This is a genomic window from Aquimarina longa SW024, assembly GCF_001401755.1.
GTDB classification, from domain to species: domain Bacteria; phylum Bacteroidota; class Bacteroidia; order Flavobacteriales; family Flavobacteriaceae; genus Aquimarina; species Aquimarina longa.
This window is the reverse complement of record NZ_AVQK01000018.1, coordinates 107121-127989: the sequence shown is the minus strand read 5'-3', so window position 1 is coordinate 127989 and position 20869 is coordinate 107121. Positions and strand designations below refer to the sequence as shown.

Here is a 20869-nt window from a genome sequence, read left to right as displayed (position 1 = left end):
ATTTAAGCCATTAACAACTTTTGGGATGGGATATAATGACTTTATTTTTGCACTACGGTATTAGGGTAGGAAATCACTTGATGTTAATCGCCAATTCCCTGCATCATAGCTTCCATACCACCAAAATTTAAAATAAAGGTTGAGTAGTAGTGGTCAAACAAATCCTTTAGGTATTGGCCTAAATCCACGTGTTCCAATTCATTTTTGCCCTCTACTTTTTGCCTAATCTCATATCCTCTGTTTTTACTGATTGTGTAAAGAAACAAGGTGTGAAAATATACCGAGGTGTAATATTTGCGGTTAGCTAATTCTAATTGTTCTTGGTTGATGTTCTTTTCCTTGGATTTGAAATTTTTCAGTACGGTACTGTCCATATTGATAAAAATGCGATTCAATAAGTCGCCTTCAGCATCCGGAATCATAACAGTAGAATAATCTACATCGAGGCTCGTGGCTTCTTCAACCGCTTCCCAAGTTACGTCCGTATCAGAATTCTCATCTGTGCTCTTGTACATAAAGACTAGTTTTGGCAATCCCAACAAATCATTATCGCTTTCTTTTTTCGGTGATTCGCTTTTTGGCTTGTTGTTGTCGGCAATTTTTACCCAAAATAATTCCTCTATATTGCCATTTGGTGATGAGAGGCTTGCTTTCATTTGAATGCTGTCGCCAATTTTCAATTCGTCTTTAGGGTTAAGGGAAATTTTTATTTTTCCTTTGTTTGGGCTACTTTTTACTACGTTAAAAACTTCATCAATTTCTTTAGGTTCACCAGGTTTATTTCCACCATCAGAATCATTAGGTTTTATGTTGAGTACACTAACCCTTAAATCCCCAGGTTCATCAATTCTATCAAAATAATCATTGGCTACATCTGTAGAAAAACGAATCGATTTTTCACCATTAAGTGGTATTGAAGCAACTTCTTTTTTATCATTACTGTTAGTGTCGATTCGAAAAAATGATGGAAACCTCTTAGGCTCAAAAGGTGTGGGTTCTTTTTCATTTGAAGTTCGATTCTTCCTTCCCTCAGTTTTCTTTTCCTTTTTTATGTCAAGCTTGAATGTTTGATTCAACAATTTTGCCAACTCAGAATCAAGTGGTAGATTTTTCGTAAAGTTTTTGAGTAATTCGCTTGTATTTGAAGACGTATCAATATCTACAGCTTGTTTTCTGCGTTTTTCTATTTCTGCCAACCTTCCATCTTTTGCACTCAATTTTTTTGCCAGATAACTTCTAAGGAATTGAGTTTCATCGCCGTCCTTGAGCCTGTCCCTAGAGGCCATAAACAATTCTTTTCGAAAATTGTACTTCATATCAGTACAATCCACGTGAATCAATAAATGACTTTTTAACAAATTTAGCTTTAATGAACGCGTAATAAATTCAGAAGTGTAATGACCGTGGGTTTGTCCATTAAGTGAAAACATAACGGACATTGAATTTTTAAAATACCTGTCCTGTATGATTTTCTTGGTTTTCTTGAGGTCATAATCCTTTACCTTGGTTTTGAACACATAGCAGGACACTTTCATCTTACCAAAGACATCATCCGAGAAATTCTCTGAAAAGCTCTCGTCTAAATATTCGGATTCCTCAGCTGCTAAACGCCTCTTTAAACCGAATAAATCATTTTCCAGAACTTTATTATTTGGATAGCGCTCAGCGGTATCGACTGTTAAAATTGGTAATGCGGGTTGAAATAGAAACTCATTAATACTCTGGTTCAAGTCTTGGGCAAACCCGGAATAGCCTTTGGGAAACTGATATGAATAGAGTTTTAATATGGTGCCTGTTTCAAATTGACGATTGTTTAGACCAAGGTCTAGTTTTGAAGCTGTGAACGAAGGGATTTTTTCATTAATTAGTAAGTACTCATACCACGTTTCTTTTGCTTGGTCAGATTCTTTTTTAGGATGCTCACGTACCAGGGTAAATCCAAAATTACCATCATTTGTGTACCTTTTAGAAGCAATAAGTTGGTATCGTTTTTTTCCGCAGAATACAATGGCACCGCTTCCGCCCATATTGTATTTACCCTGTACAAAATGAATATCGTTCTTATTACCACGAAGTAGCGAAAGAAAGGTGTCCTCAAACTTTTCGGGATGCTGCCCTTCGCCATTATCATAAACTACTACAGATGTTGGATATTGGTTTCGCTGATTTCTCGGCCCTTTACCGTCAGCAATAATTTGAATATTCTCGGCTTGTTCTTTGCGAAATGAAGATAAATCCCAATTATTTTCTGGATAAAATTTTTGAATGGCTTCGTCCATAGATTTAGGTGCAGTGTCAGATTTTGGGTCAATTCCCGAAAGAATGCATTCTTTTGTTAGTAAAGCATCAATGGCATTAGTGACTTTTTCTATTAACGCGGCAATAGGACTTGATTGTTGATTTTTTACCACACCATAATTACTGAAATTTCCACCCAATGGTTTCCAGTTTGAGTCATCAAATATTGTAGGATAAAGGTCTATTATGTTTAATAAATCTTCTTCATCTTTAGTATTATACAATTTAAAAAAGAGTTCTTGATTATCAATTTTTGATGAAGGTCGTGTGAATAGGTCTGCCATAGATTTAAAAGAAATGTTATAGCCTCTAATATAGCAAAATCGAATGCTCACGAAAACAGTTTTCAGTTATTTTTAAAGTAGGCTAATGAGGCACTGGACCCTGTTTTTCCATAAAATTCACTTCCGCTTATCTCTAGCCTTAGTTTCAAAAGCAATGAGATTAAACAATTCTCGCATTCTGCTACGAACACGATTACCATAACGCTCTTCCAGCTCTTCAGCATTTAGGTTTGTAGTGGCGTGTGTTTTAATTTTATGTTTGGTATCTAGATAAAGTTCATAGCGAGAGAGTAGTACTTCACCCATTACATTTAAATCCTTGCCGTAAAACCGACCGGTAGGTTCTATACCTAAATCATCAAAACAGTAGAATTTGGTATTGCCATATTCTTCGACCGTTTTAAAGCCCAAATGGTTAAAGCTGAACGTCACGTTTCTACAGGGAATCATTTCATAGGGTCGTTGCATTGGGACGATATGTCGTAATAATTTCATCAGGCTGGTCTTACCACAACCAACAGGGCCTGAAAGCAGGATGCCTTTTTCGATGTCAATTCCGTAGGTTTCACAATTCTCTTTATCCTTAATGAAGTAAGAACATAGCTTCAGTAGTATACTTTTATCTTCATCGTAAATCTTAAAATTTTTACCAAATAACAATTTGCCTTTGGCGTTCAAATAAATTAGGATTTTTGGAAAGTCATACATCACGCTTTTTCCATCAAACTTGCCCAGTGAATATTCTACGCCACCTTCAATAATTTTAGAGGGGTTGTCCATAATCTTTGTTTTTAGTGGTCCGCAAGTTGTCCTTGATTTGGGATGCCTGTTTTTTGTTTGGTCTGTTTTCTTCTTCGAAAAGCTCAGTTCTATCCATCCAATTTGTGGCCAATGAGCGCCAATCTCGTATTGGCTTTCCATCACTTGTTTTCCATTCCCGATCTGCATAGTGCTCATAGAATTTTTTTGCTTCATCAGCATCAAAACCTTTTTCTTCAAAAAATAAAATAACGGCCTGCCTGCCATTTGGCTGTTTTATATTGTTTTCTTGTTTGGTATTGTTTATATTAGATACCAATGCTTGTCCACCTATGGGATGGTTTTGGTACACAACTTGTCCGTTTTTGGGATGGTGGTGTCCCTCTAGTGGTACACCTCTGGGATAGTACTGTTCTGCAAGCAGTTCTAATTCGGGATGGTACTGTCCCATAACTGGTTCGCTACTTGTACCAATTATGGACATCTTGATTTTACTACCTTTGTAAGGATTGTTGGAAGGATAATAGGACAGATATTGCCAAGTATCTAAATCCACAATGCATCTATGGTAAGTAGATTTTGAACCGATTTTAGCACAGCGCATTAGTTCCCTACGGTTCACGTAGAATTCATCCATAAAACGGCAACTGTTCCATTCTTGGAACAGTGCCATATACAAACTGATATGGGTGGGATTTAGGCGGTCATCAAAATAGAACTTCTCAAAAGCCGCGTTAAGTAGCTTTATATAGTTCATACCCTAAGAGCTAAGACCGTGTTGTACACGATTGGCAGTCATCACATTTTGGATTTCTTCAGCGTCGTAGTAGATGATGCCACCAACCTTGGTATATGGTAGTGTTCCGTTGATACGAAGGTTTTGTAATGTGCCTGGACTTACCTGAAGCACATCCATAACCTCAGAAGATTTTAGATATTTTTTGAGCTTCCCAGTAGCTTGTTTGGATAATAATTTTTTAATGTCATCGAGCAATTCCATTTTGAATTCCCGAAGGTCGTCTGTTGTAATAATACTTGTCGGCATAATAGAACGGTTTTAAAGAAAAGAGCTATCATGGTTTCAATATTTTAATTTGATAGCCCTTAACCTGATTTGACTTTCGTTCTACAAATTTGAATAGCTTTAATGGATTTTATTCCCCAGTACAACCGTACTACGGTCAAAATTTAACATCTTGAAATTTGATTTGTTTTAGTGCTGTTTTCTTGAGTTTCCGTAATTAAGAGACCTTTAAATTGTATCAAAATTTATGGAAAACAGGTGTACAATGTGATTACCGTAGGTCAACCGTAGTACGGTCTTATTTTAAAGAATAAAAGAAGGGCAAACGAATAACTATTCCTCACTTTTGTCCATTTCCGAAAGAAGTGAGGCAGTCAGTTGGTCAAGAAACAATGTCCGGCTATTTTTGCGGTTTTTGATGTCTTGAAAGGTTTTGTAGATTTCCTTTGGGGTAAAGTCAAATACCTCTTCCAATATTTTAGATATTCTAATAATACTAAGACCTTTTTGTTTCGCAATTCCACTAGCAGATAATGCATAGAGAAGTTCTACCCAATCCGTATTTGTGAATGGCCAAGGAATTTTTTCCGTAGGTTTTATATTCACACTATTACCGTTCAATTTATTTTTAATAGAATGTTTCTTTTGGTCCATATAGTTGATAAGAGAAATATACGCCTTGAACTTTCCCAAAAGCATATCTCTTGGTGTACAAAAATCAGGGTCTTGAAAATAAAATTTGGAAGTAGTAATATGGTAAATATCAAGATGGCTTCTGGTATAATAAGCTTTATCGAAGTGAGTTGCCCCAGATTTTACATATTGACCGAAGTCAAGATTATAAAGGAAAAATCGATTTAATTTGTTAATCTTCTTTTTTACAAATTTTAACTGGGCAGCTCTGTCCGCTTTTGGGAATTGAATTTCAAAAGAATGAATCTCAGAGAAGTAAATAAGCTTGACTAATGGTATTTGCTTAATTTTCTTGAAAAAGATTATTTCTTTATCGACACTTTCAAAATCATTGACCAAAATTTCTCTTTTGAAAACACTAAGTAAATTTCTACTTAACTCTATAGAACGATAAGATTGCTCCAAAATCGGTAGATTTTCGAGCCTTATCCCGTTCAACTCTTCGAGAAGATTTTCGCATAATGTTTTTAAATCCAATTGCATCCATAAATACAGTTAAGTCCATCTAGGTTTGGGTAGTTTAGTTGTTAGAATTCTTTGGTATCTATGCGTAGTACCATACTTTAAAAATAGAAGTTTTACACTAAGAATGAGCTAAAGAACTAATCGTAAAGTACTAACATAATTTTGAAAGAAGCGTATTTTATTCCGTAGTTATGTACGGAATCAACCGTATATTCCTACGGTAAATACTGTAAACCTAAGAATAGCGCTATTTCGATTTTTTTCTGTAGCGAGAAATAAATTGCCTTCTATTCTTTGCGCCTGTTTTTTTGTAGATGTTAGAGGCGTGTTTTGACACTGTACTTTCTGCAATGAATAAATCCTTGGCAATTTGTTTATAACTAAGATTGCCGAGAATGGACAAGGTAATCTCTATTTCTCTTCTTGTCAAATTTTCATAAATAATTTTTACATCGGCTGAGTTGATTGCCTGTTCTTTGCTCATTGCGAATACTTCATACATCTTAGTCTTATTTTCTAAAAAATAAATATGTCTATCAATCTCAATAATAGTAATAGCGTAGAAAGAGGCATTCATAACTGTAAAAGTCAACCATTGGTAATCTCCAATAAATGTCAGTACGGGTAGTAGAGCTATACTTGCCACACTAACCATTGATAATCTGTTACGACGTAATATATATTCATTTGGGTTACTTGGATTAGAAATCCTCTCGTAAAACATCCCTAAAAATAAAAAGGCAATTATCGAGATTGGTATTGTGAAAAGCAATCTTGAAGAGTTCAACGAATGTGTAAAGAAGTACGGGATTAGGAATAGAACGATGAAACTTGCTGAGACTAAAATTGCTAAATTTCGTATAGAAGAATTATATTTTAAAACCACAATATCATATTCCTTGTACAAGTAGTAAACGATATAAACGCATAACGCTATAGCAACACCATAAGTTATTATATATTGAAGAATGAGAGGTCCTGGGAAATTTTCAATGGGTAAGAACCCACCTGTTAGATTGTATGTTATAAACAGGATGCCCAGATAGAAAAACCTTTTATAACCACTGGAATACTTTCGTGTTGAATAGTAAAGTGTAAACAATACAATGACCGTATCTAATAAAAGATAGAAAAAAGTAGTCCAATGTATTGAAGTTCCAAACATCTTTTATATTGTTATGCATTATGCTCAAATTTGTTGGTTTCTAAATTTTTAGTAACATTTTCCCATTGAAAAATCTGTCCGTTCATAGCTATATAAACGTCTGGTTTTAGAAATTGTAATGAGCTTATTGCAAAACCTAGATTAAATGGGGCATCGGTATTTTTTGATGTCCCTAGAATAAAAGACCCAACTAGGACAATGGTCTTACCAAGATTGAGTTTTCCTATGTATTTTGCGGTATCTTCCATAGTGAAAGTGCCATGCGTTATCAATATTTTAGTCGTTTTAGTTTCTTTTATTTTTCTTGCTAAAAGTGCCCTGTCATTTTCATCAATAGCTCTGCTGTCCTTTCTGAAGATACTCTCAATCGAATAATCAAAATCAACATTGGCATTGCTTAATAAATCTTCGATAGTTAGGTTCGATGTTTTGATTCCGTCTTCATCTACAGAATCTATACCTTCAATTGTGCCACCTGTAGTTAATATTTTTATCGTTTTAATAGATTTTTGAGAATTCATAGAAACTAATTCTTTAAAGTTAACATAAGCTTTTGACTAAAAACAGGGCTCTCATTTTTTAAAAATGTTGCTTTTCAAGTAATTTTATATGTGGTAGAAAAGTTAAAATGTGTAGTGCCGTTCTAACAATGTGATAGGCTAACCAATTTTTTAACTTATTTAATGTAGTTATTCTATTCTTTAGTTTAGTATTGGTGATTTGATTGCATTTTTCTATTATATCTTCAAAATCTTTTAGCAGGATTTCTGCGAAATCTTGAGAATGTATTTCAACATTCATTTCTATACTTCCATAGCAGCTAAGGTCATTGAGGTTAAATGAGCCTATTGTGGACCATTTGTTATCGACCACAGCTGCTTTGCCGTGTACAACAGACTTATTCCATTCATATATTAGCACATTTTGTTTTAAAAACAATGAATATAAATAAGAGGTTGCATTACGTATTAAAGGCACATCACTAATTCCTGCTAATATTAGCGTTACTTTTACTTTTCTTTTACAAGCACCTATTATAGTATTGTTTAGTCTTCTTCCTGGTAGAAAATAAGAACTAACAATAACTATTTCATTCTTGGCCTGATTAATAGAATTTATATAAGCGTCACATACTTCTGTTTTGTTTTTGAGCCAATCGTTTTGTCTAATTCCAACAAGTGTTTTTCCAGCAGAATGTAACACAGGTTTTATTTTTTTTGAACTTCCATCTTTAAAGAAATAATCTAGACATAGCTTTTGTAAATCTTGTGCCGCTGGGCAATCTAATTTTATAGCATAATCTAACCAAGGCTCATCACTCTCTTTACCGCGATATTTATTTGCAATATTTATTCCACCTATCATTGCAATTTTAGCATCAGCTACAATTACTTTGTGATGCATCCTTCTGCCTAAATAAAAATTGTTGAAAGAAAATAACGGCGAAAAAAATCGAAAAAATATTCCATTCTGTTGCAAGTCCTTTGTAAAATTATCAGTAAGTGACGAACTGCCATAAGCATCTAATAGAATATAAACCTTCACATTTCGATGTGCTGCTTCTTTTAAACAATTTGCTATATCATTTCCTGTTTCATCATTTTCGAAGATGTAAGTCTGTAAATGAATCTCTTCTCGCGCATTTTCAATGATTTCTTTCATCATAATGAAATATTCGTCACCAGAATGTATCAGCGTTATATTTTCATTGTCCTTAAAAAGCATATTTATCATCTGTCTACCGTTGTTTTTTATAACTTTTATGTTTTGTAAGCTAAAAATCTAATATTCGTTTTGAAATCATTCTTTATTCAATTTATCGAGATTTAAAGAAGGTAAAATCAATCCAAGAGTCAGTAAAATAGAAACACCAGCAATTATAAAAGGATAATAAAATCCACCAGCAACTAACCACGTTCCTATAATTGGTCCTAAAATTTGACCGATGCTATTAGTAGAACTTTGTATGGATATATTTCTTCCTGTATTTTTCTTTGATATCAAAGAAACTGCCGAGAGCAAATTTGGTGTAACCATGGCACCACCCGCGGCAAAAACAACAATTAAACCATAGACCAAGAATTCATTATTAAAAAATGGAAAGATAATTAAGGATATTCCAGATATTAGTAGCCCTAAAGCAATTTGATTTTTTGCTGATAAGATCTTTTCGCCATAACTGGCAAAAACTGGTTGCAAAATTGCCATTACTGATCCACAAAGCATAAAGCCAATGCCTACTTGGTTACTATTAAATGCTAATTCATCTTTACCATAGATTGAAAAGACTGTTTCAAATAAGGTTACTACAAATTGTATCACAAACGAGAGTAACAGCAGAGCAACAAAATACCTGCTAAACGAAAAATGAAATATTACTTTCTTAGATTTGAATTTACTGACTTGCTTTGAATTTTGAAGCCATTTAACTACTATAAACAATACCATTAACCCCACTATGGCAACAAAAACAAAAGGGATAGAAAACTGGTTTAAGTGTAATTGTCCAAACGAATATTCTAAATGTAAATCTGTTTGTGATAAGAAACCACCAATTACGGGACCAAAAATAAGACCAGAACTTATTGAAACTCCAGACCAAGCCATAATCTTCGTTCTTCGTTTTTCTGAAGTGATATCACTTAAATAAGCATTACTTACGGGAATAACAGAGGATGTGAATATGCCACCAAATATGCGTGCAACATACAGCATAGTCAGCGATGTTGCAAGACCAGTAAGTAATTGCATTATTACAAAACCAATAAGACCTATTATTATAATTGGTTTACGTCCGTATTTATCAGATAGCTTGCCCCAAACCACTACAAATACTAATTGAAAAAATGGATAAATACTCGTTAGCAGTCCAATATGGAAGTTGATAAGGTCAGTATCGAGGTTGTCTTTTAAAGCTAATCTTTCGGTATAGTAGGGAAGGGTTGGTAATAAAATACCATACCCTAACATTACTACAAATAAACTCAATAGGATTAAAAATATCCTGTTGAGTTTTTCTTTCCTATCCATTTACTTTTTACCAATTTTTCGCTTCAATAATTGCGCATTAATAGCCACTATAATAGTACTTAAACTCATAAATACCGCACCTACTGCCGGCCCTAAAACAAACCCTGAAGAATACAGTACTCCAGCAGCTAAAGGAATGGCTACTACATTATAACCCGTCGCCCATATTAAATTCTGAATCATTTTATTATAAGTAGCTTTTCCAAATAGAATTAGGTTAGCTATATCCTGCGGATTGCTATTTACCAATATAATATCGGCAGTTTCAGCAGCTACATCAGTACCAGAGCCTACTGCGATTCCAACATTAGCTTTTGCAAGCGCAGGTGCATCGTTTACACCATCTCCTGTCATTGCTACAAACTCACCTTCGATTTGAAGCTTTTCTACGATTTCCACTTTTTGATGTGGTAACACCTCTGCGTAGTAACCGTCTAATCCTAATTTTTCACTTACGGCTTTAGCTGTCTTTTCGTTATCGCCAGTAGCCATCAATACCTTGATGTTGTTCTTTTTGAACACTTTAATCGCATCCGCAGATTCTGGTCTTATTTCATCAGCAAGAGCGATGTATCCTGCTAGCTGACCATCGATTAATACAAACACAACAGTTTCAGCAGCGTCACTATAAGCATCTTCAGGAATAGTGATTTTTTCATCTCTTAAATATCCAGGACTTACTACCTTAACTTGCTTTCCTTCAACATTAGCTTCTACACCTTTACCTGTAATGGCATTGAAATTTTCTGGGTTAGGAATTGTAATATTATCTTCTTTGACCTTTTTTATAATTCCAACTGCAATAGGATGTTCCGAGCTCTGTTCCAAAGCACTTGAAAGCCTTAAGATTTCTTCTGTTGAATAATCTTGGTTTGTGGATTCAACTCTTGTGACACCAAAATCACCTTTCGTCAATGTTCCAGTTTTATCAAACAATAAAGCTGATATTTTTCGGGATTCTTCAAAAGCTGTTCGATTCCTTATCAATAAGCCATTTTGGGCAGATACTGCGGTAGATATAGCAACAACTAACGGAATGGCAAGTCCTAATGCGTGCGGGCAAGCAATAACCATAACCGTCACCATTCTCTCTAAGGCATATACAAAAGGAAAGCCTAAAATGAGCCAAACGGCCAATGTTCCAAAACCAATAGCCAAAGCAATGTAGGTTAACCATTTTGCAGCCCTGTCTGAAAGGTTTTGCATTTTAGATTTGGTCTTTTGTGCTTCCTCAACCATTTTGATGACCTTATTGAGATAACTATCCTTACCTGTATGTTCTACCTTAACCTTTAAGGTGCTATTGCCGTTTACCGAGCCACCAATTACTTTATCATTTTCATCTTTTTTTACAGGTTTGGATTCCCCTGTAAGCATTGATTCATTTAAGTAACTCGAACCATCTACTATAATCCCATCAGCAGGAACTTTTTCACCAGGCTTTACTAAAATCACATCGTCTTTTAACAAATCTTCCAAGGGAATATCTTCTATGGTATCACCCTTTACCCTGTGAGCTTCGGCTGGCATCATACTTACTAAAAGCTGTAGGGCTTTTGATGCACCTAGTACGCTTTTCATTTCTATCCAATGGCCTAAAAGCATAATTGCGATTAGTGTTGAAAGTTCCCAGAAAAAATCTTCACCACGTAAACCGAATACTGTAGCGGTACTATAAAAGTAGGCGACGCTAATAGCCATAGAAATTAGGGTCATCATCCCTGGTGAACCCTTCTTTATTTCTGACCAAAATCCTTTTAAAAATGGCCAGCCACCATAGAAATACACTACGGTGGAAAGTGCAAATAGGATATATGGGTTTCCTGGTAAGAGAAATTCATATCCAAAAAATTCTTGAATCATTGGGGATAAGAATAGAATTGGAACGGTAAGAACAAGAGTTACCCAAAACCGTTTTCGAAAATCGGCAATCATCATTTTGTGATGGTCGTGACCCATTTGACCGTGACCAGGATTATGACCAGAATGACCACCGCTTCCGTGGTTCATTTTAGAGTGGTCTTCTTTTTTGTGCTTCATCTTTGAATGGTCCATTTTAGAATGGTCCATTTCTTCGTGATTGTGATGTTCGTGGTTTTCCATTATTATAAAGTTTAAGTGTTATCGTAATTTTTTTCTCATTGCTTCAGAAATGTTTTCTGCATAGACCCCATAGGCATCCACCAAAGTGCCCTTAATACCATCTTTAGATGATATGGCATACAGTACGCTATTATCATCGGTACTGCTCATACCTTCAAAACGATGGGTCTCATCGACTTTAAAATCTTCAGGTTTAATTTCGATTTTAAGTGATGCACATTCCAAACACGAAGGCTTTAGGTTAAAATCATAACTGTAACCTCTTTGCTTTAAATCGTTAATTGCTTCTGAAAGCGTATCGTAATTCTTCATTTTGTTTTAGTTATAAGTCATTGTAAAATAGCTGCCATCCGTTTCAGTGAATTTTTGAAACGTCAACAAATAGTTATTGTTTAATTCTTCAATAACAGTATAGTTGAGTTGTTTGATGCGGATACCCAATGCATAGGCCTTAATATTTATTTTTGATTCGATTTGTATATTTGCTTTGTCGGTATTCAATTGACGGTCATATATTCTAATAAGGCTTTTAGAACCAAAAAAGTTTAGTAGGCCAGAATCAAAATTCATTTCTATTTCAATATCTTTTAGATTGCCTAGGTCATATAACTTAGTAAAGTTTTTAGTTGAGCTATTGATTTCGGTTTCTTTAGAATTGGGTTTTGCAAACGGGAATGCCATTACCATAATGCTTGTTTCATCAGGTTTACATCGATAGGTCGTCGTGTATTTTTCTGTAGGTTTTTTTTCTTCATCAAATAATTCCGTTACGACCACAATTTGATAATATCCCTTTTTCTCTATTATTTTTCCGGCCTCAAACGTTTGCTTGTTAAGCAACACACCATCTTCATCAAAATTTTCACGTGCTATTGTCCTGCCTGAGATTTGCCCAACGAGCATTTCAGTTTGTCCATTCATTGGGATATTGAATAGGATAAGTAACAGTATATAGCTTTGTTTTATCATATGTGATGCATCAATTTCTTAACTTCTTTTGCCATAACATCACTCAAGTCAATTGCATTTGAAGGATGTGGAATAGTATTACAGGTCACTATTTTTTCTACGCCAGAATCCATTAGGTCTTGATAAGCATTGCCTGAAAAAACAGCGTGAATGCCCACACATATCGGCGATTTCATTCCAGCTTTTTTTAAGTGCCCTACGGTTTCAATCATTGTACGAGCTGTTGAGATAATATCGTCAACCAAAACAGGCGTGGCATCTTTATATTTATCTACATCAGGAACAGAAACTTCTACATCGCGGTCACCGTGACGTACTTTTTGTAAGACGGTAAATGGTGCATCTGCGTTTTTAGCTACTTCAGATACCCATTGTTCGCTTTCGGAATCCGGACCTATTAATACTGGGTTTTTAATATTTTCTTTTATCCACTTTGAAATGTCATCTGCAGCGTGAATGACTTTGTTTAGAATGTTATAGACTTCACTCAATGAGTGTATCCTGTGTAGGTGAGGGTCAACAGTGGTAATACTATCAGCAAAACCGGAAATTAACTTCCCGAAATAGGTAGAGGTAACGCCTTCACCCTCATTAAATATCTTGTCTTGTCGCATATATGCCAAATACGGTGCTACCAAACAAGTACACATAGCACCTAATGATTTTGCTGTATGGCTTAAAAAATATAGTGGTAATAATTTCTTATCAGGGTCGTGTAGGGTGCAGACCAAGACCACACACTTATCTTTTACGTCAGATAATATGCGCGTGTAGGATTCGCCGTCAGGGAACTTTCGTAAGGTGGTCTTTCCCACTTCAGCATTCATTTTTATTGCCATTAGCTCTGTTAATTCCTCGTTTCCCGGAAGGCTAAATAGTATAGTTTTCATTTTATTTTTTATTTAATAGTTATAATGTCGTTATGACTGTTCTTGTACTCTAAGGCGTAATTTAATTCACCCTGCGATTCTGCAAAAAGCGTGAATAGTAAGTCATCTTTTTCAATTTTATCATTCAAATGCACATTCAATAAAATTCCAGCAGATTTAGATTGAGGGGCACCCGAAAGTTTGGCGAGCTTTGCTATTTTTCGATTATCAATACGCTTTAGACTGCCTGATTTTTCTGCTCTGATTTCAATTTTATAAGGTGCTAAAACAGGTTTTGAAAAGTGGCCTTGGGCTTTACAAATGGCAAGGAATTTTTCATAAGCTTTACCAGATATAAGCACTTCTTTGGCGGTTTCCGTCCCTTTTCCTTTTTCGACTTTCCCCGAAAGCTCTATTAGTTCGCCAGCCAAAAGCAATGCTCTTTCCATAAGGTCGATTGGTGCATCTGTCTCATTTTTCAAAACCTTTAGTATATCGATGGCTTCCAAAGCTGGGCCAATTCCTCTCCCTACAGGTTGCGTACCATCTGTAATGACCACTTTCACATTAAGCCCAACAGCGTTACCGACTATTTCCATATGGTTTTTTAGTTTTTGTGCCATTTCTTCACTTCTAACTTTTGCAGTTTCTCCCACGGGAATATCTATAACAACGTGGGTTGAACCTGCCGCAGATTTTTTTGAAAGTACCGAGGCTATGAGCTGCCCTTCACTATCTATATCCAAGGCCTTCTCAATCTTAATCAGTACATCATCGGCAGGGCTTAATTGCGCTGTACCACCCCAAACAAAACAACCTACTTCTTTTTCTACCACAGCCGTTATTTCTTCGGAAGAGAGCGTTACATTGGTCAGAACTTCCATAGTATCTGCTGTACCAGCGGGCGAAGTAATGGCTCGCGAGGACGTTTTTGGCATTGTAAGTCCATAAGCAGCAACAATGGCAACTACTAATGGGGTTGTTCTATTGCCAGGTAATCCGCCAATACAATGTTTATCTACTACTATTTCTTTGTTCCAATTTAGTTGCTTTCCAGAGGCAATCATAGCTTTTGTGAGGTCGGATATTTCATCAATATCCATTCGGTCACCAGCACAGGCTGCAATGAATGCCGAAAGGTGTATGTTGGAATAGTCGCCTTCAACGATATCGGTTATGATTTGGTTATAGGCGTTGTAATCCAGTTTTTGGTTATAGATTTTTGCCCTGACGTGGCTTAACGACTCTATAGGTTCTAAATGGGAAACGTACAAGGTGTCATTGTCAGAAACATTCAACTTTTTTGCAGCAGCATCCGATAGCCCTATTTCGTTGGGTAGCAGTATGTCAGAATTTATAACATTGAGACTTGCTACAATTGAATGGGTTGCCTTTGATATCCTTATTCGTGTTAATGCTTCAAAACCTTCGGAAATACAGACGTGGCAATCCTCACGCATATACACCACATTTTCATTCTGAGTGTAGATTCCAAGATGTTTGTATTTTAAGATATTTGAGTGTTGTTCCATAGTTTATTTTATTTCTTCAATGCTATATAATTGTGGGATTTCAGCATTCCAATCATAGGTTTCCTTGATACCTTTTTGTAATGCTTCTGCACTTTCTTTTTCACCGTGCACTATGAAAATCCGCTCGGGCTTATTTTTTATTTTACTCATCCAATCCATAAGTTCTGTGTGGTCAGCGTGTGCCGAAAGCCCTTCGATTTCCGCAACTTCCATATGAAACGGCACCCATTTTCCATACACTTTCAATTCCTTATCGCCTTCCAGTAATTTTCTTCCCCGAGTGCCTTCGGCTTGATACCCCACAAAAAGCAAAGTGTTATTTGGATTTTGTGCCTGTGTTTCAAGGTAGTTGAGCATTCTACCACCAGTAAGCATTCCACTTCCCGCAATCACGATTTTTGATTTGTCATCGGTTCGTAATTCCATAGTTTCCCGATAACTACTTACGACCGTGAAATGTGAGCACATTTCATCACATTCATTGTCCTCTAATCTGTGCCAATCCCTCGTGCGGTGGAAGAGTTCGAGTACATTCGCTCCCATTGGGCTGTCCATTATCATTTGTACTTTCGGTATTTTGTTCTCTTTTAGCAATCTCCAAAAAATCAACATCATTAATTGGGCACGTTCTACCGAAAAGCTTGGAATAAAAAGGCTGCCACCTCTATTGATGGTATCGTTGACCAATTTTTCAATCTGTGGCAGTGCTTCTACTTCATCTGGATGAAATCTTCCGCCATAAGTGGATTCAATGAAAAGCACATCCGCTTTTTTTGGTTTTAGTGGTGGGTAGAGCAATAAATCATTGGTTCTTCCAATATCTCCCGAAAAGACAAAACGTTTTCCGTGTATATCCAACTCGATGTAAGTAGCACCGAGAATATGACCATTGTACTGAAATCTGGCCTTTATATTTTTCATCAATGGCATCCATTGAGCAGGTGGTACTCCCTTAAAATGTGGAATGGTTTTCTCAACATCGTATAAATCGTAAAGCGGTTCTGCCGGACTATGTTTGGAATAGCCTTCTTTGTTGGCACGTTCGGCTTCCTGCTCTTGGATTTTTGCACTATCGTTCAAAATGATTTTTGCAATGTCCAAAGTGGGATTAGTGCCGTAAATCGGGCCTTTAAACCCTTGTTTTACCAATCGAGGTAAATACCCTGTGTGGTCCATATGGCCGTGGGTAAGCAAGACCATATCAATTTCTGAAACTTTAACGGGTGGATATTCCCAGTTTTTAAGGCGCAATTCCTTCAACCCTTGAAATAGTCCGCAGTCTATCAATATCTTTCTCTCTCCCGTATCCACTAAATATTTTGAGCCAGTTACAGTACCGGCCGCTCCTAAAAAGTGGATGTTGATTCTATTGTTTTTCATCGTATTCTTATGTATTAGTGTCCACCACAACAGGAGGATGTGTTTCCTTTGTCTTGGGTCGATTTGTATAACGCTACCACTTCATTATATAGATTTCGTGAATCTTCTTTGATATAAAGTGCTACCTTTTTTACGGATTTAGGTTCAAAGTCTACCATATCCAATAGTATTTCCAAGGCCTCTTCAAGCAGTTTTGGGTCGTCTTCCAATGCTTCGTAAAAAGGCTCAAAATCTATATTGTTCTGTTTTTTTAATTCTTCAGTTTTCATATAATTATTTTTTAATTGTTTTTACACAATGCTTCAGAATCTTCCAAAATCTTTTTATGTCTTGTTTTATCAATTCCGATTTGATTTAATAAAGTAGGTTTTTCGTGAAGCTCTTTGCACAGTACAATACCTTTATCCAATAATTTTGTCTTTTCAGATTTGGTCATCGTTGTTAATGCTGTTAAGGGATGCAACCCCGACTTATCGATTCTGTCTTTTAAACCGTTTCCCATTGGATAATCCCAGCTTGTCAATAACAATCCAACACATTTGCCGTACTGTATTGCATCCGTAGTAAATCGTGTATTGGTATATACACCTCCTTTATGTAGTTTAGCTTCGTGACCTTTTTGATGTTCCCAATGTTTCTCAACATCCAAAAATCGTGAATGGATGTACAAAGGAATCTTGACATTGCAAAACCGTCCTTGGTCGCTGTGGTATTTGCATTCAATCATATAATGGTAATTATCCTTTTGGGCTATAACATCTACTTCGTGTTGCACACAATTGCCCTGTACAATCACACCAACCTTTGTTTCAAACCCTTCGTGTGCCAATAGTTTTCCCACTAATTTTTCAAATGGAAAACCGGAAGGCCCTAATTCCATCAAGGCTTTTTTGAGTTTGTACTTTGAGGCACTTACACGTGATTTACCTTTAAGCATTTTAAATGCCATTTGGTAGATTTTTTTTGTAGTAATCCCATCGTAAATTACAGACTCAATTTGTGCTACTATCTGTTGAATTATCTCCTCATTTGCTTGAGCACGTCGCAATGAATCTTTGAGTTTGTCAACATTAAAAGGAACAATGTCTCCTGAATATTTTACTATGTTTATTGAATTTTTCATATTCGAATTGTCATTATGGGTAATGTAGAATGGTTCGTAACACCTTCAGCGATGCTTTTAGAGAATAAACTTAAAAAACCAGTTGAACCATGTGTACACAATGCAATGAGGTCTGCAGGATTACTTTTTAAATAGGTGTTTATTCCAGTTTCAACATACATTTCGTTATATACATTCATTGTATAGTTTTCAACTTCTGGGAATTTCTCCAAAAAACGCTTCATGGGTTGTAAGCCTAGAGAAATACTATTCGTGTCGGTTTTTGTATTGATACGCAACAGGTGTATTTTTGCTTTGCATTTTGAGGCAATGGAAACTACCCTTTTAAAGGCATTGCTAACGTCCTCTTCAAAATCAGATACAAAAACAATATTTTTGAAAGGGAAGTTTACAGCCTCGTCTTTTACAACAATGACAGGTGCGTTTGCTTTTCGCACGATTTTTTCTACGTTACTTCCTGTAATTTCCCTAATGACACCTTTAGTGCCACTACTTCCAGTAATTATAAAATCGTGGTGAAAATGGCCTGAATGTTCCAGAATATCTCCTTGCCCAGCATCATATTGAAGAAATGTGCGACATTTTAGACCTTCATCCTCTGCTGACTTTTCTAATTTTCTTAGAGCCGCTTTAGCGACACCTATTTGCTTTAATGTTTCAGGATATCGTTTTTCTTTTTCTTTATCCAGTTTTACCCAATCCACAGGGGTTTTCATAAGGTGTAAAAAGTGAATTTCAGAACTGTATAACTTTGCCATTTTAATCCCGAGATGTGCAGCTTTGGTACAGTTTTCAGAGAAATCGGTGGGTACGAGTATATTTTTCATAATTTTTATATTTTGTATATTATTCTATGGTAACTTCATTTCCAGAAAGTATTTGTTTTTCAAAACAATCCAGATTATATATGGTTGTTTCAGCAATATTGGCCAAAGCTGTTTCGGTTAAAAAGGCTTGATGACTGGTTATTAAAACATTGTTGAAGGTCATTAATCGGGCAATGACATCGTCTTGCAAAATGTCATTGGAATGGTCTTCAAAGAACAAACCTTCTTCTTCCTCATACACATCAATCCCGAAATAGCCGATTTTTTTGGTTTTCAATCCTACGATAACTGCTTTGGTATCCACCAATCTGCCACGACCAGTATTGATAAGCATTACCCCAGGTTTCATAAGTGCTATGTGTTCTTTGTCAATTAAATGTTTGGTTGTAGCCGTTAATGGTACGTGCAGGCTTATAATATCAGATTGCTTGCAAATGGTTTCACAATTGGTATAGATTACATTATACGAATTGATTAGATTTTGATCTTCAATGACATCTTGGGCAAGTATTTTGCATCCAAAGCCGTGTAGAATCTTTACAAGCACGGACCCAATCTTTCCTGTTCCGATGACACCGACGGTTTTTCCATTGAGGTCGAAACCAGTCAGGCCGTTCAATGAAAAGTTTTGTTCGCGAACCCTATTGTGCGCTTTAATTAATTTTCGATTTAATGCGAGTATCAGCGCCATAGTATGTTCGGCAATGGCATACGGTGAATATGCTGGCACACGAGCCACTTTTATTCCAAGTTCTGATGCTTTTTTTAAATCGACGTGATTGAAACCGGCTGACCGTAGCACGAGGTGCTTAACACCTAAAGCGTTTAGCTTTTCAAGAACTTTGGAAGACGCATCATCACCCGTAAATAGACTTACGGTTTTAGAGCCAGTAGCCAGAATAGCAGTTTCTTCTGTTAAACGACTTTCTAACAGTTTTAATTGGTGTTTACCATTATTCGCTTTTACCAGATATGGTTCTTCAAATTTATGGGTGCTAAATATGGTTGTTTTCATTCTTCTATTTTTAAATTCCGAATTGTATTAATATATAGGCCATACCAACGACAACGACACTTCCAAAAATGAGCATTACCAGTTTCCCCGCTTTTTTTGAACCTTTGAAATAAGTAATGCCTAGTTTCACAATCATATTACTAATAGTTGCTGTTATAATGACATTGGTGGCAAGAGCGAGTTTGTCTTCCAAAGAGCCAAATTTTGCCATACTAATAGTTATAGCATCTGTATCTGCCAATCCTGCAATTAGCGCTGAATAGTATAAACCGCTTTCCCCAAAAAATTGATTTCCATAAAAAACTGCAAATAGGATTACCACATAAATACCACCAAAGCCAAGGGCGTTCAATATATTAAGTGGGTTACCCAGGTCAATTGCTGTTTTTGAGACTTCAGTATTCTTTCTAATAAATAAGATGGCACTTATCAAACAAATCAATGTTAGGATGGTAAAGGGAACGGCCAAATAAGAGAGTATGGCAGTATTAAAAATATAGGCAAGAATGGCAAGCCTAGGAAACATTATGGCCGAAGCTATGATGATACCCGCAGCATATTCTTTAGAAAGTTCAGGCGATTCCTTACTTCGCGCAGCATATATCCACGATACTGCGGTACTTGAAATCAAGCCGCCCAAAATTGCAGTGAGCAATATACCACGCTTTGAACCTACATATTTTACAAGGAAGTAGCCGATAAAATTCAGAAAAGAGACAATCACTACTATTGCTCCAATCTCAAAAGGGTTTAGCAAACCTTCTGGGCCATAATCTTGATTTGGTAAGAAAGGCAAAATAAGAAGCGCAATAATTGCAAACTTAATAAAGGCATAAAGTTCTTCTGAAGTTATATTCTTAATGAAGGTATTAAAGGTTGTTTTTAATGATAACAAAGTAACTATAACTACAGCCGTAGCAACGGCTTCCTTGTGCAAATGATTAGCAACCATAACCCCCAAAATCAATGTAGCGAATAAAGCCATATTGGTGGTAATACCAGTCATAATATGCTTTTGCACTATGGAAAGATGGCTTAAGGACAAAAACAAAAGAAAGGCAGCTGCGATTGTAATGACCAACCAAGGTGTGTAGGCTGTGGAAAGATTTCCCAAGATAAAACCAATGATGGCGACAATTGGGAATGTTCTTATGCCGGCAAAACCTTGTTCCTCTTTCAGTTTATCGTATTCACGTTCCAATCCCAGAATAAGACCAATTCCCATACTGATGAGTAGTCCGAGGATAAATGGGTTGATATTTTTAAAAGCTTCTGTCATTATTGTAATTTAAATTGTTTATTGGATTTTTACAGAAAAACCTTATGGTCAAAG

At 36.0% G+C, this 20869-nt stretch carries 20 protein-coding genes; all 20 read right to left on the bottom strand.

Annotated features, from left to right (window positions below; translation table 11 throughout):
• Positions 1-83: 83 nt before the first annotated feature.
• Positions 84-2582, bottom strand: coding sequence for a hypothetical protein (locus N456_RS04260; RefSeq protein WP_205410250.1), 2499 nt, complete (start codon positions 2580-2582; stop codon positions 84-86).
• 117 nt (positions 2583-2699) lie between these two features.
• Entirely contained in the window at positions 2700-3362 is a 663-nt protein-coding gene (locus N456_RS04255; RefSeq protein ID WP_062054254.1) for a P-loop NTPase family protein, read from the bottom strand.
• A complete protein-coding gene (locus tag N456_RS04250; protein ID WP_062054252.1) occupies positions 3346-4098 on the bottom strand; it encodes a hypothetical protein in 753 nt (250 codons plus the stop codon). Before N456_RS04250 ends, N456_RS04255 begins: the two co-directional genes overlap by 17 nt.
• Positions 4099-4101: 3 nt before the next feature.
• Positions 4102-4386: a helix-turn-helix domain-containing protein gene (locus N456_RS04245; RefSeq protein ID WP_034260619.1), complete on the bottom strand. Its 285-nt coding sequence runs from the start codon at positions 4384-4386 to the stop codon at positions 4102-4104.
• A 312-nt stretch (positions 4387-4698) separates the two neighbouring features.
• The gene (locus N456_RS04240) at positions 4699-5541 is read right to left on the bottom strand and encodes an RteC domain-containing protein (protein WP_240315480.1); all 843 of its coding nucleotides are present in this window, start codon (positions 5539-5541) and stop codon (positions 4699-4701) included.
• 229 nt (positions 5542-5770) lie between these two features.
• Positions 5771-6247, bottom strand: coding sequence for a helix-turn-helix domain-containing protein (locus N456_RS24965; RefSeq protein WP_240315479.1), 477 nt, complete (start codon positions 6245-6247; stop codon positions 5771-5773).
• A gap of 452 nt (positions 6248-6699) precedes the next feature.
• Positions 6700-7209 (bottom strand): asparaginase domain-containing protein, encoded by a 510-nt coding sequence (locus N456_RS04230; RefSeq protein WP_062054243.1) that lies wholly within the window; start codon positions 7207-7209, stop codon positions 6700-6702.
• A 58-nt stretch (positions 7210-7267) separates the two neighbouring features.
• Entirely contained in the window at positions 7268-8350 is a 1083-nt protein-coding gene (locus tag N456_RS04225; RefSeq protein ID WP_205410249.1) for a phospholipase D-like domain-containing protein, read from the bottom strand.
• 138 nt (positions 8351-8488) lie between these two features.
• Positions 8489-9718 (bottom strand): MFS transporter, encoded by a 1230-nt coding sequence (locus tag N456_RS04220; protein WP_062054239.1) that lies wholly within the window; start codon positions 9716-9718, stop codon positions 8489-8491.
• Positions 9719-11821, bottom strand: a complete 2103-nt coding sequence (locus N456_RS04215) for a copper-translocating P-type ATPase (RefSeq protein WP_062054237.1) — start codon at positions 11819-11821, stop codon at positions 9719-9721.
• Positions 11822-11839: 18 nt separating this feature from the next.
• Positions 11840-12133 carry a hypothetical protein gene (locus tag N456_RS04210; RefSeq protein ID WP_062054235.1) on the bottom strand — a complete coding sequence of 98 codons (294 nt, stop codon included), beginning with the start codon at positions 12131-12133 and terminating at the stop codon, positions 11840-11842.
• Between the two features lie 6 nt (positions 12134-12139).
• On the bottom strand, positions 12140-12742 hold the full coding sequence (locus tag N456_RS04205; RefSeq protein WP_240315478.1) for a hypothetical protein: 603 nt from the start codon (positions 12740-12742) through the stop codon (positions 12140-12142).
• A gap of 44 nt (positions 12743-12786) precedes the next feature.
• On the bottom strand, positions 12787-13680 hold the full coding sequence (locus N456_RS04200; protein ID WP_062054231.1) for a ribose-phosphate pyrophosphokinase: 894 nt from the start codon (positions 13678-13680) through the stop codon (positions 12787-12789).
• 8 nt (positions 13681-13688) lie between these two features.
• Positions 13689-15191 (bottom strand): thymidine phosphorylase family protein, encoded by a 1503-nt coding sequence (locus N456_RS04195; RefSeq protein WP_062054228.1) that lies wholly within the window; start codon positions 15189-15191, stop codon positions 13689-13691.
• 3 nt (positions 15192-15194) lie between these two features.
• Complete coding sequence (locus tag N456_RS04190; protein ID WP_062054226.1) at positions 15195-16571, bottom strand: MBL fold metallo-hydrolase RNA specificity domain-containing protein; 1377 nt, start codon at positions 16569-16571, stop codon at positions 15195-15197.
• A gap of 14 nt (positions 16572-16585) precedes the next feature.
• Entirely contained in the window at positions 16586-16840 is a 255-nt protein-coding gene (locus N456_RS04185; RefSeq protein ID WP_062054224.1) for a hypothetical protein, read from the bottom strand.
• Positions 16841-16851: 11 nt separating this feature from the next.
• Positions 16852-17694, bottom strand: a complete 843-nt coding sequence (locus N456_RS04180) for an ATP cone domain-containing protein (protein ID WP_062054222.1) — start codon at positions 17692-17694, stop codon at positions 16852-16854.
• Positions 17691-18521, bottom strand: coding sequence for a universal stress protein (locus N456_RS04175; protein WP_062054220.1), 831 nt, complete (start codon positions 18519-18521; stop codon positions 17691-17693). Before N456_RS04175 ends, N456_RS04180 begins: the two co-directional genes overlap by 4 nt.
• Positions 18522-18540: 19 nt before the next feature.
• Positions 18541-19536 (bottom strand): 2-hydroxyacid dehydrogenase, encoded by a 996-nt coding sequence (locus tag N456_RS04170; RefSeq protein ID WP_062054218.1) that lies wholly within the window; start codon positions 19534-19536, stop codon positions 18541-18543.
• A 10-nt stretch (positions 19537-19546) separates the two neighbouring features.
• Positions 19547-20815 carry an MgtC/SapB family protein gene (locus N456_RS04165; protein WP_062054215.1) on the bottom strand — a complete coding sequence of 423 codons (1269 nt, stop codon included), beginning with the start codon at positions 20813-20815 and terminating at the stop codon, positions 19547-19549.
• Positions 20816-20869 lie beyond the last annotated feature (54 nt).

Excerpts from the sequence above, each read along its gene's own strand:
- N456_RS04260 (WP_205410250.1), bottom strand. The coding sequence starts at position 2,582 with ATGGCAGACCTATTCACACGACCTTCATCAAAAATTGATAATCAAGAA.
- N456_RS04255 (WP_062054254.1), bottom strand. The coding sequence starts at position 3,362 with ATGGACAACCCCTCTAAAATTATTGAAGGTGGCGTAGAATATTCACTG.
- N456_RS04250 (WP_062054252.1), bottom strand. The coding sequence starts at position 4,098 with ATGAACTATATAAAGCTACTTAACGCGGCTTTTGAGAAGTTCTATTTT.
- N456_RS04245 (WP_034260619.1), bottom strand. The coding sequence starts at position 4,386 with ATGCCGACAAGTATTATTACAACAGACGACCTTCGGGAATTCAAAATG.
- N456_RS04240 (WP_240315480.1), bottom strand. The coding sequence starts at position 5,541 with ATGCAATTGGATTTAAAAACATTATGCGAAAATCTTCTCGAAGAGTTG.
- N456_RS24965 (WP_240315479.1), bottom strand. The coding sequence starts at position 6,247 with ATGTTTTACGAGAGGATTTCTAATCCAAGTAACCCAAATGAATATATA.
- N456_RS04230 (WP_062054243.1), bottom strand. The coding sequence starts at position 7,209 with ATGAATTCTCAAAAATCTATTAAAACGATAAAAATATTAACTACAGGT.
- N456_RS04225 (WP_205410249.1), bottom strand. The coding sequence starts at position 8,350 with ATGAAAGAAATCATTGAAAATGCGCGAGAAGAGATTCATTTACAGACT.
- N456_RS04220 (WP_062054239.1), bottom strand. The coding sequence starts at position 9,718 with ATGGATAGGAAAGAAAAACTCAACAGGATATTTTTAATCCTATTGAGT.
- N456_RS04215 (WP_062054237.1), bottom strand. The coding sequence starts at position 11,821 with ATGGAAAACCACGAACATCACAATCACGAAGAAATGGACCATTCTAAA.
- N456_RS04210 (WP_062054235.1), bottom strand. The coding sequence starts at position 12,133 with ATGAAGAATTACGATACGCTTTCAGAAGCAATTAACGATTTAAAGCAA.
- N456_RS04205 (WP_240315478.1), bottom strand. The coding sequence starts at position 12,742 with ATGAATGGACAAACTGAAATGCTCGTTGGGCAAATCTCAGGCAGGACA.
- N456_RS04200 (WP_062054231.1), bottom strand. The coding sequence starts at position 13,680 with ATGAAAACTATACTATTTAGCCTTCCGGGAAACGAGGAATTAACAGAG.
- N456_RS04195 (WP_062054228.1), bottom strand. The coding sequence starts at position 15,191 with ATGGAACAACACTCAAATATCTTAAAATACAAACATCTTGGAATCTAC.
- N456_RS04190 (WP_062054226.1), bottom strand. The coding sequence starts at position 16,571 with ATGAAAAACAATAGAATCAACATCCACTTTTTAGGAGCGGCCGGTACT.
- N456_RS04185 (WP_062054224.1), bottom strand. The coding sequence starts at position 16,840 with ATGAAAACTGAAGAATTAAAAAAACAGAACAATATAGATTTTGAGCCT.
- N456_RS04180 (WP_062054222.1), bottom strand. The coding sequence starts at position 17,694 with ATGAAAAATTCAATAAACATAGTAAAATATTCAGGAGACATTGTTCCT.
- N456_RS04175 (WP_062054220.1), bottom strand. The coding sequence starts at position 18,521 with ATGAAAAATATACTCGTACCCACCGATTTCTCTGAAAACTGTACCAAA.
- N456_RS04170 (WP_062054218.1), bottom strand. The coding sequence starts at position 19,536 with ATGAAAACAACCATATTTAGCACCCATAAATTTGAAGAACCATATCTG.
- N456_RS04165 (WP_062054215.1), bottom strand. The coding sequence starts at position 20,815 with ATGACAGAAGCTTTTAAAAATATCAACCCATTTATCCTCGGACTACTC.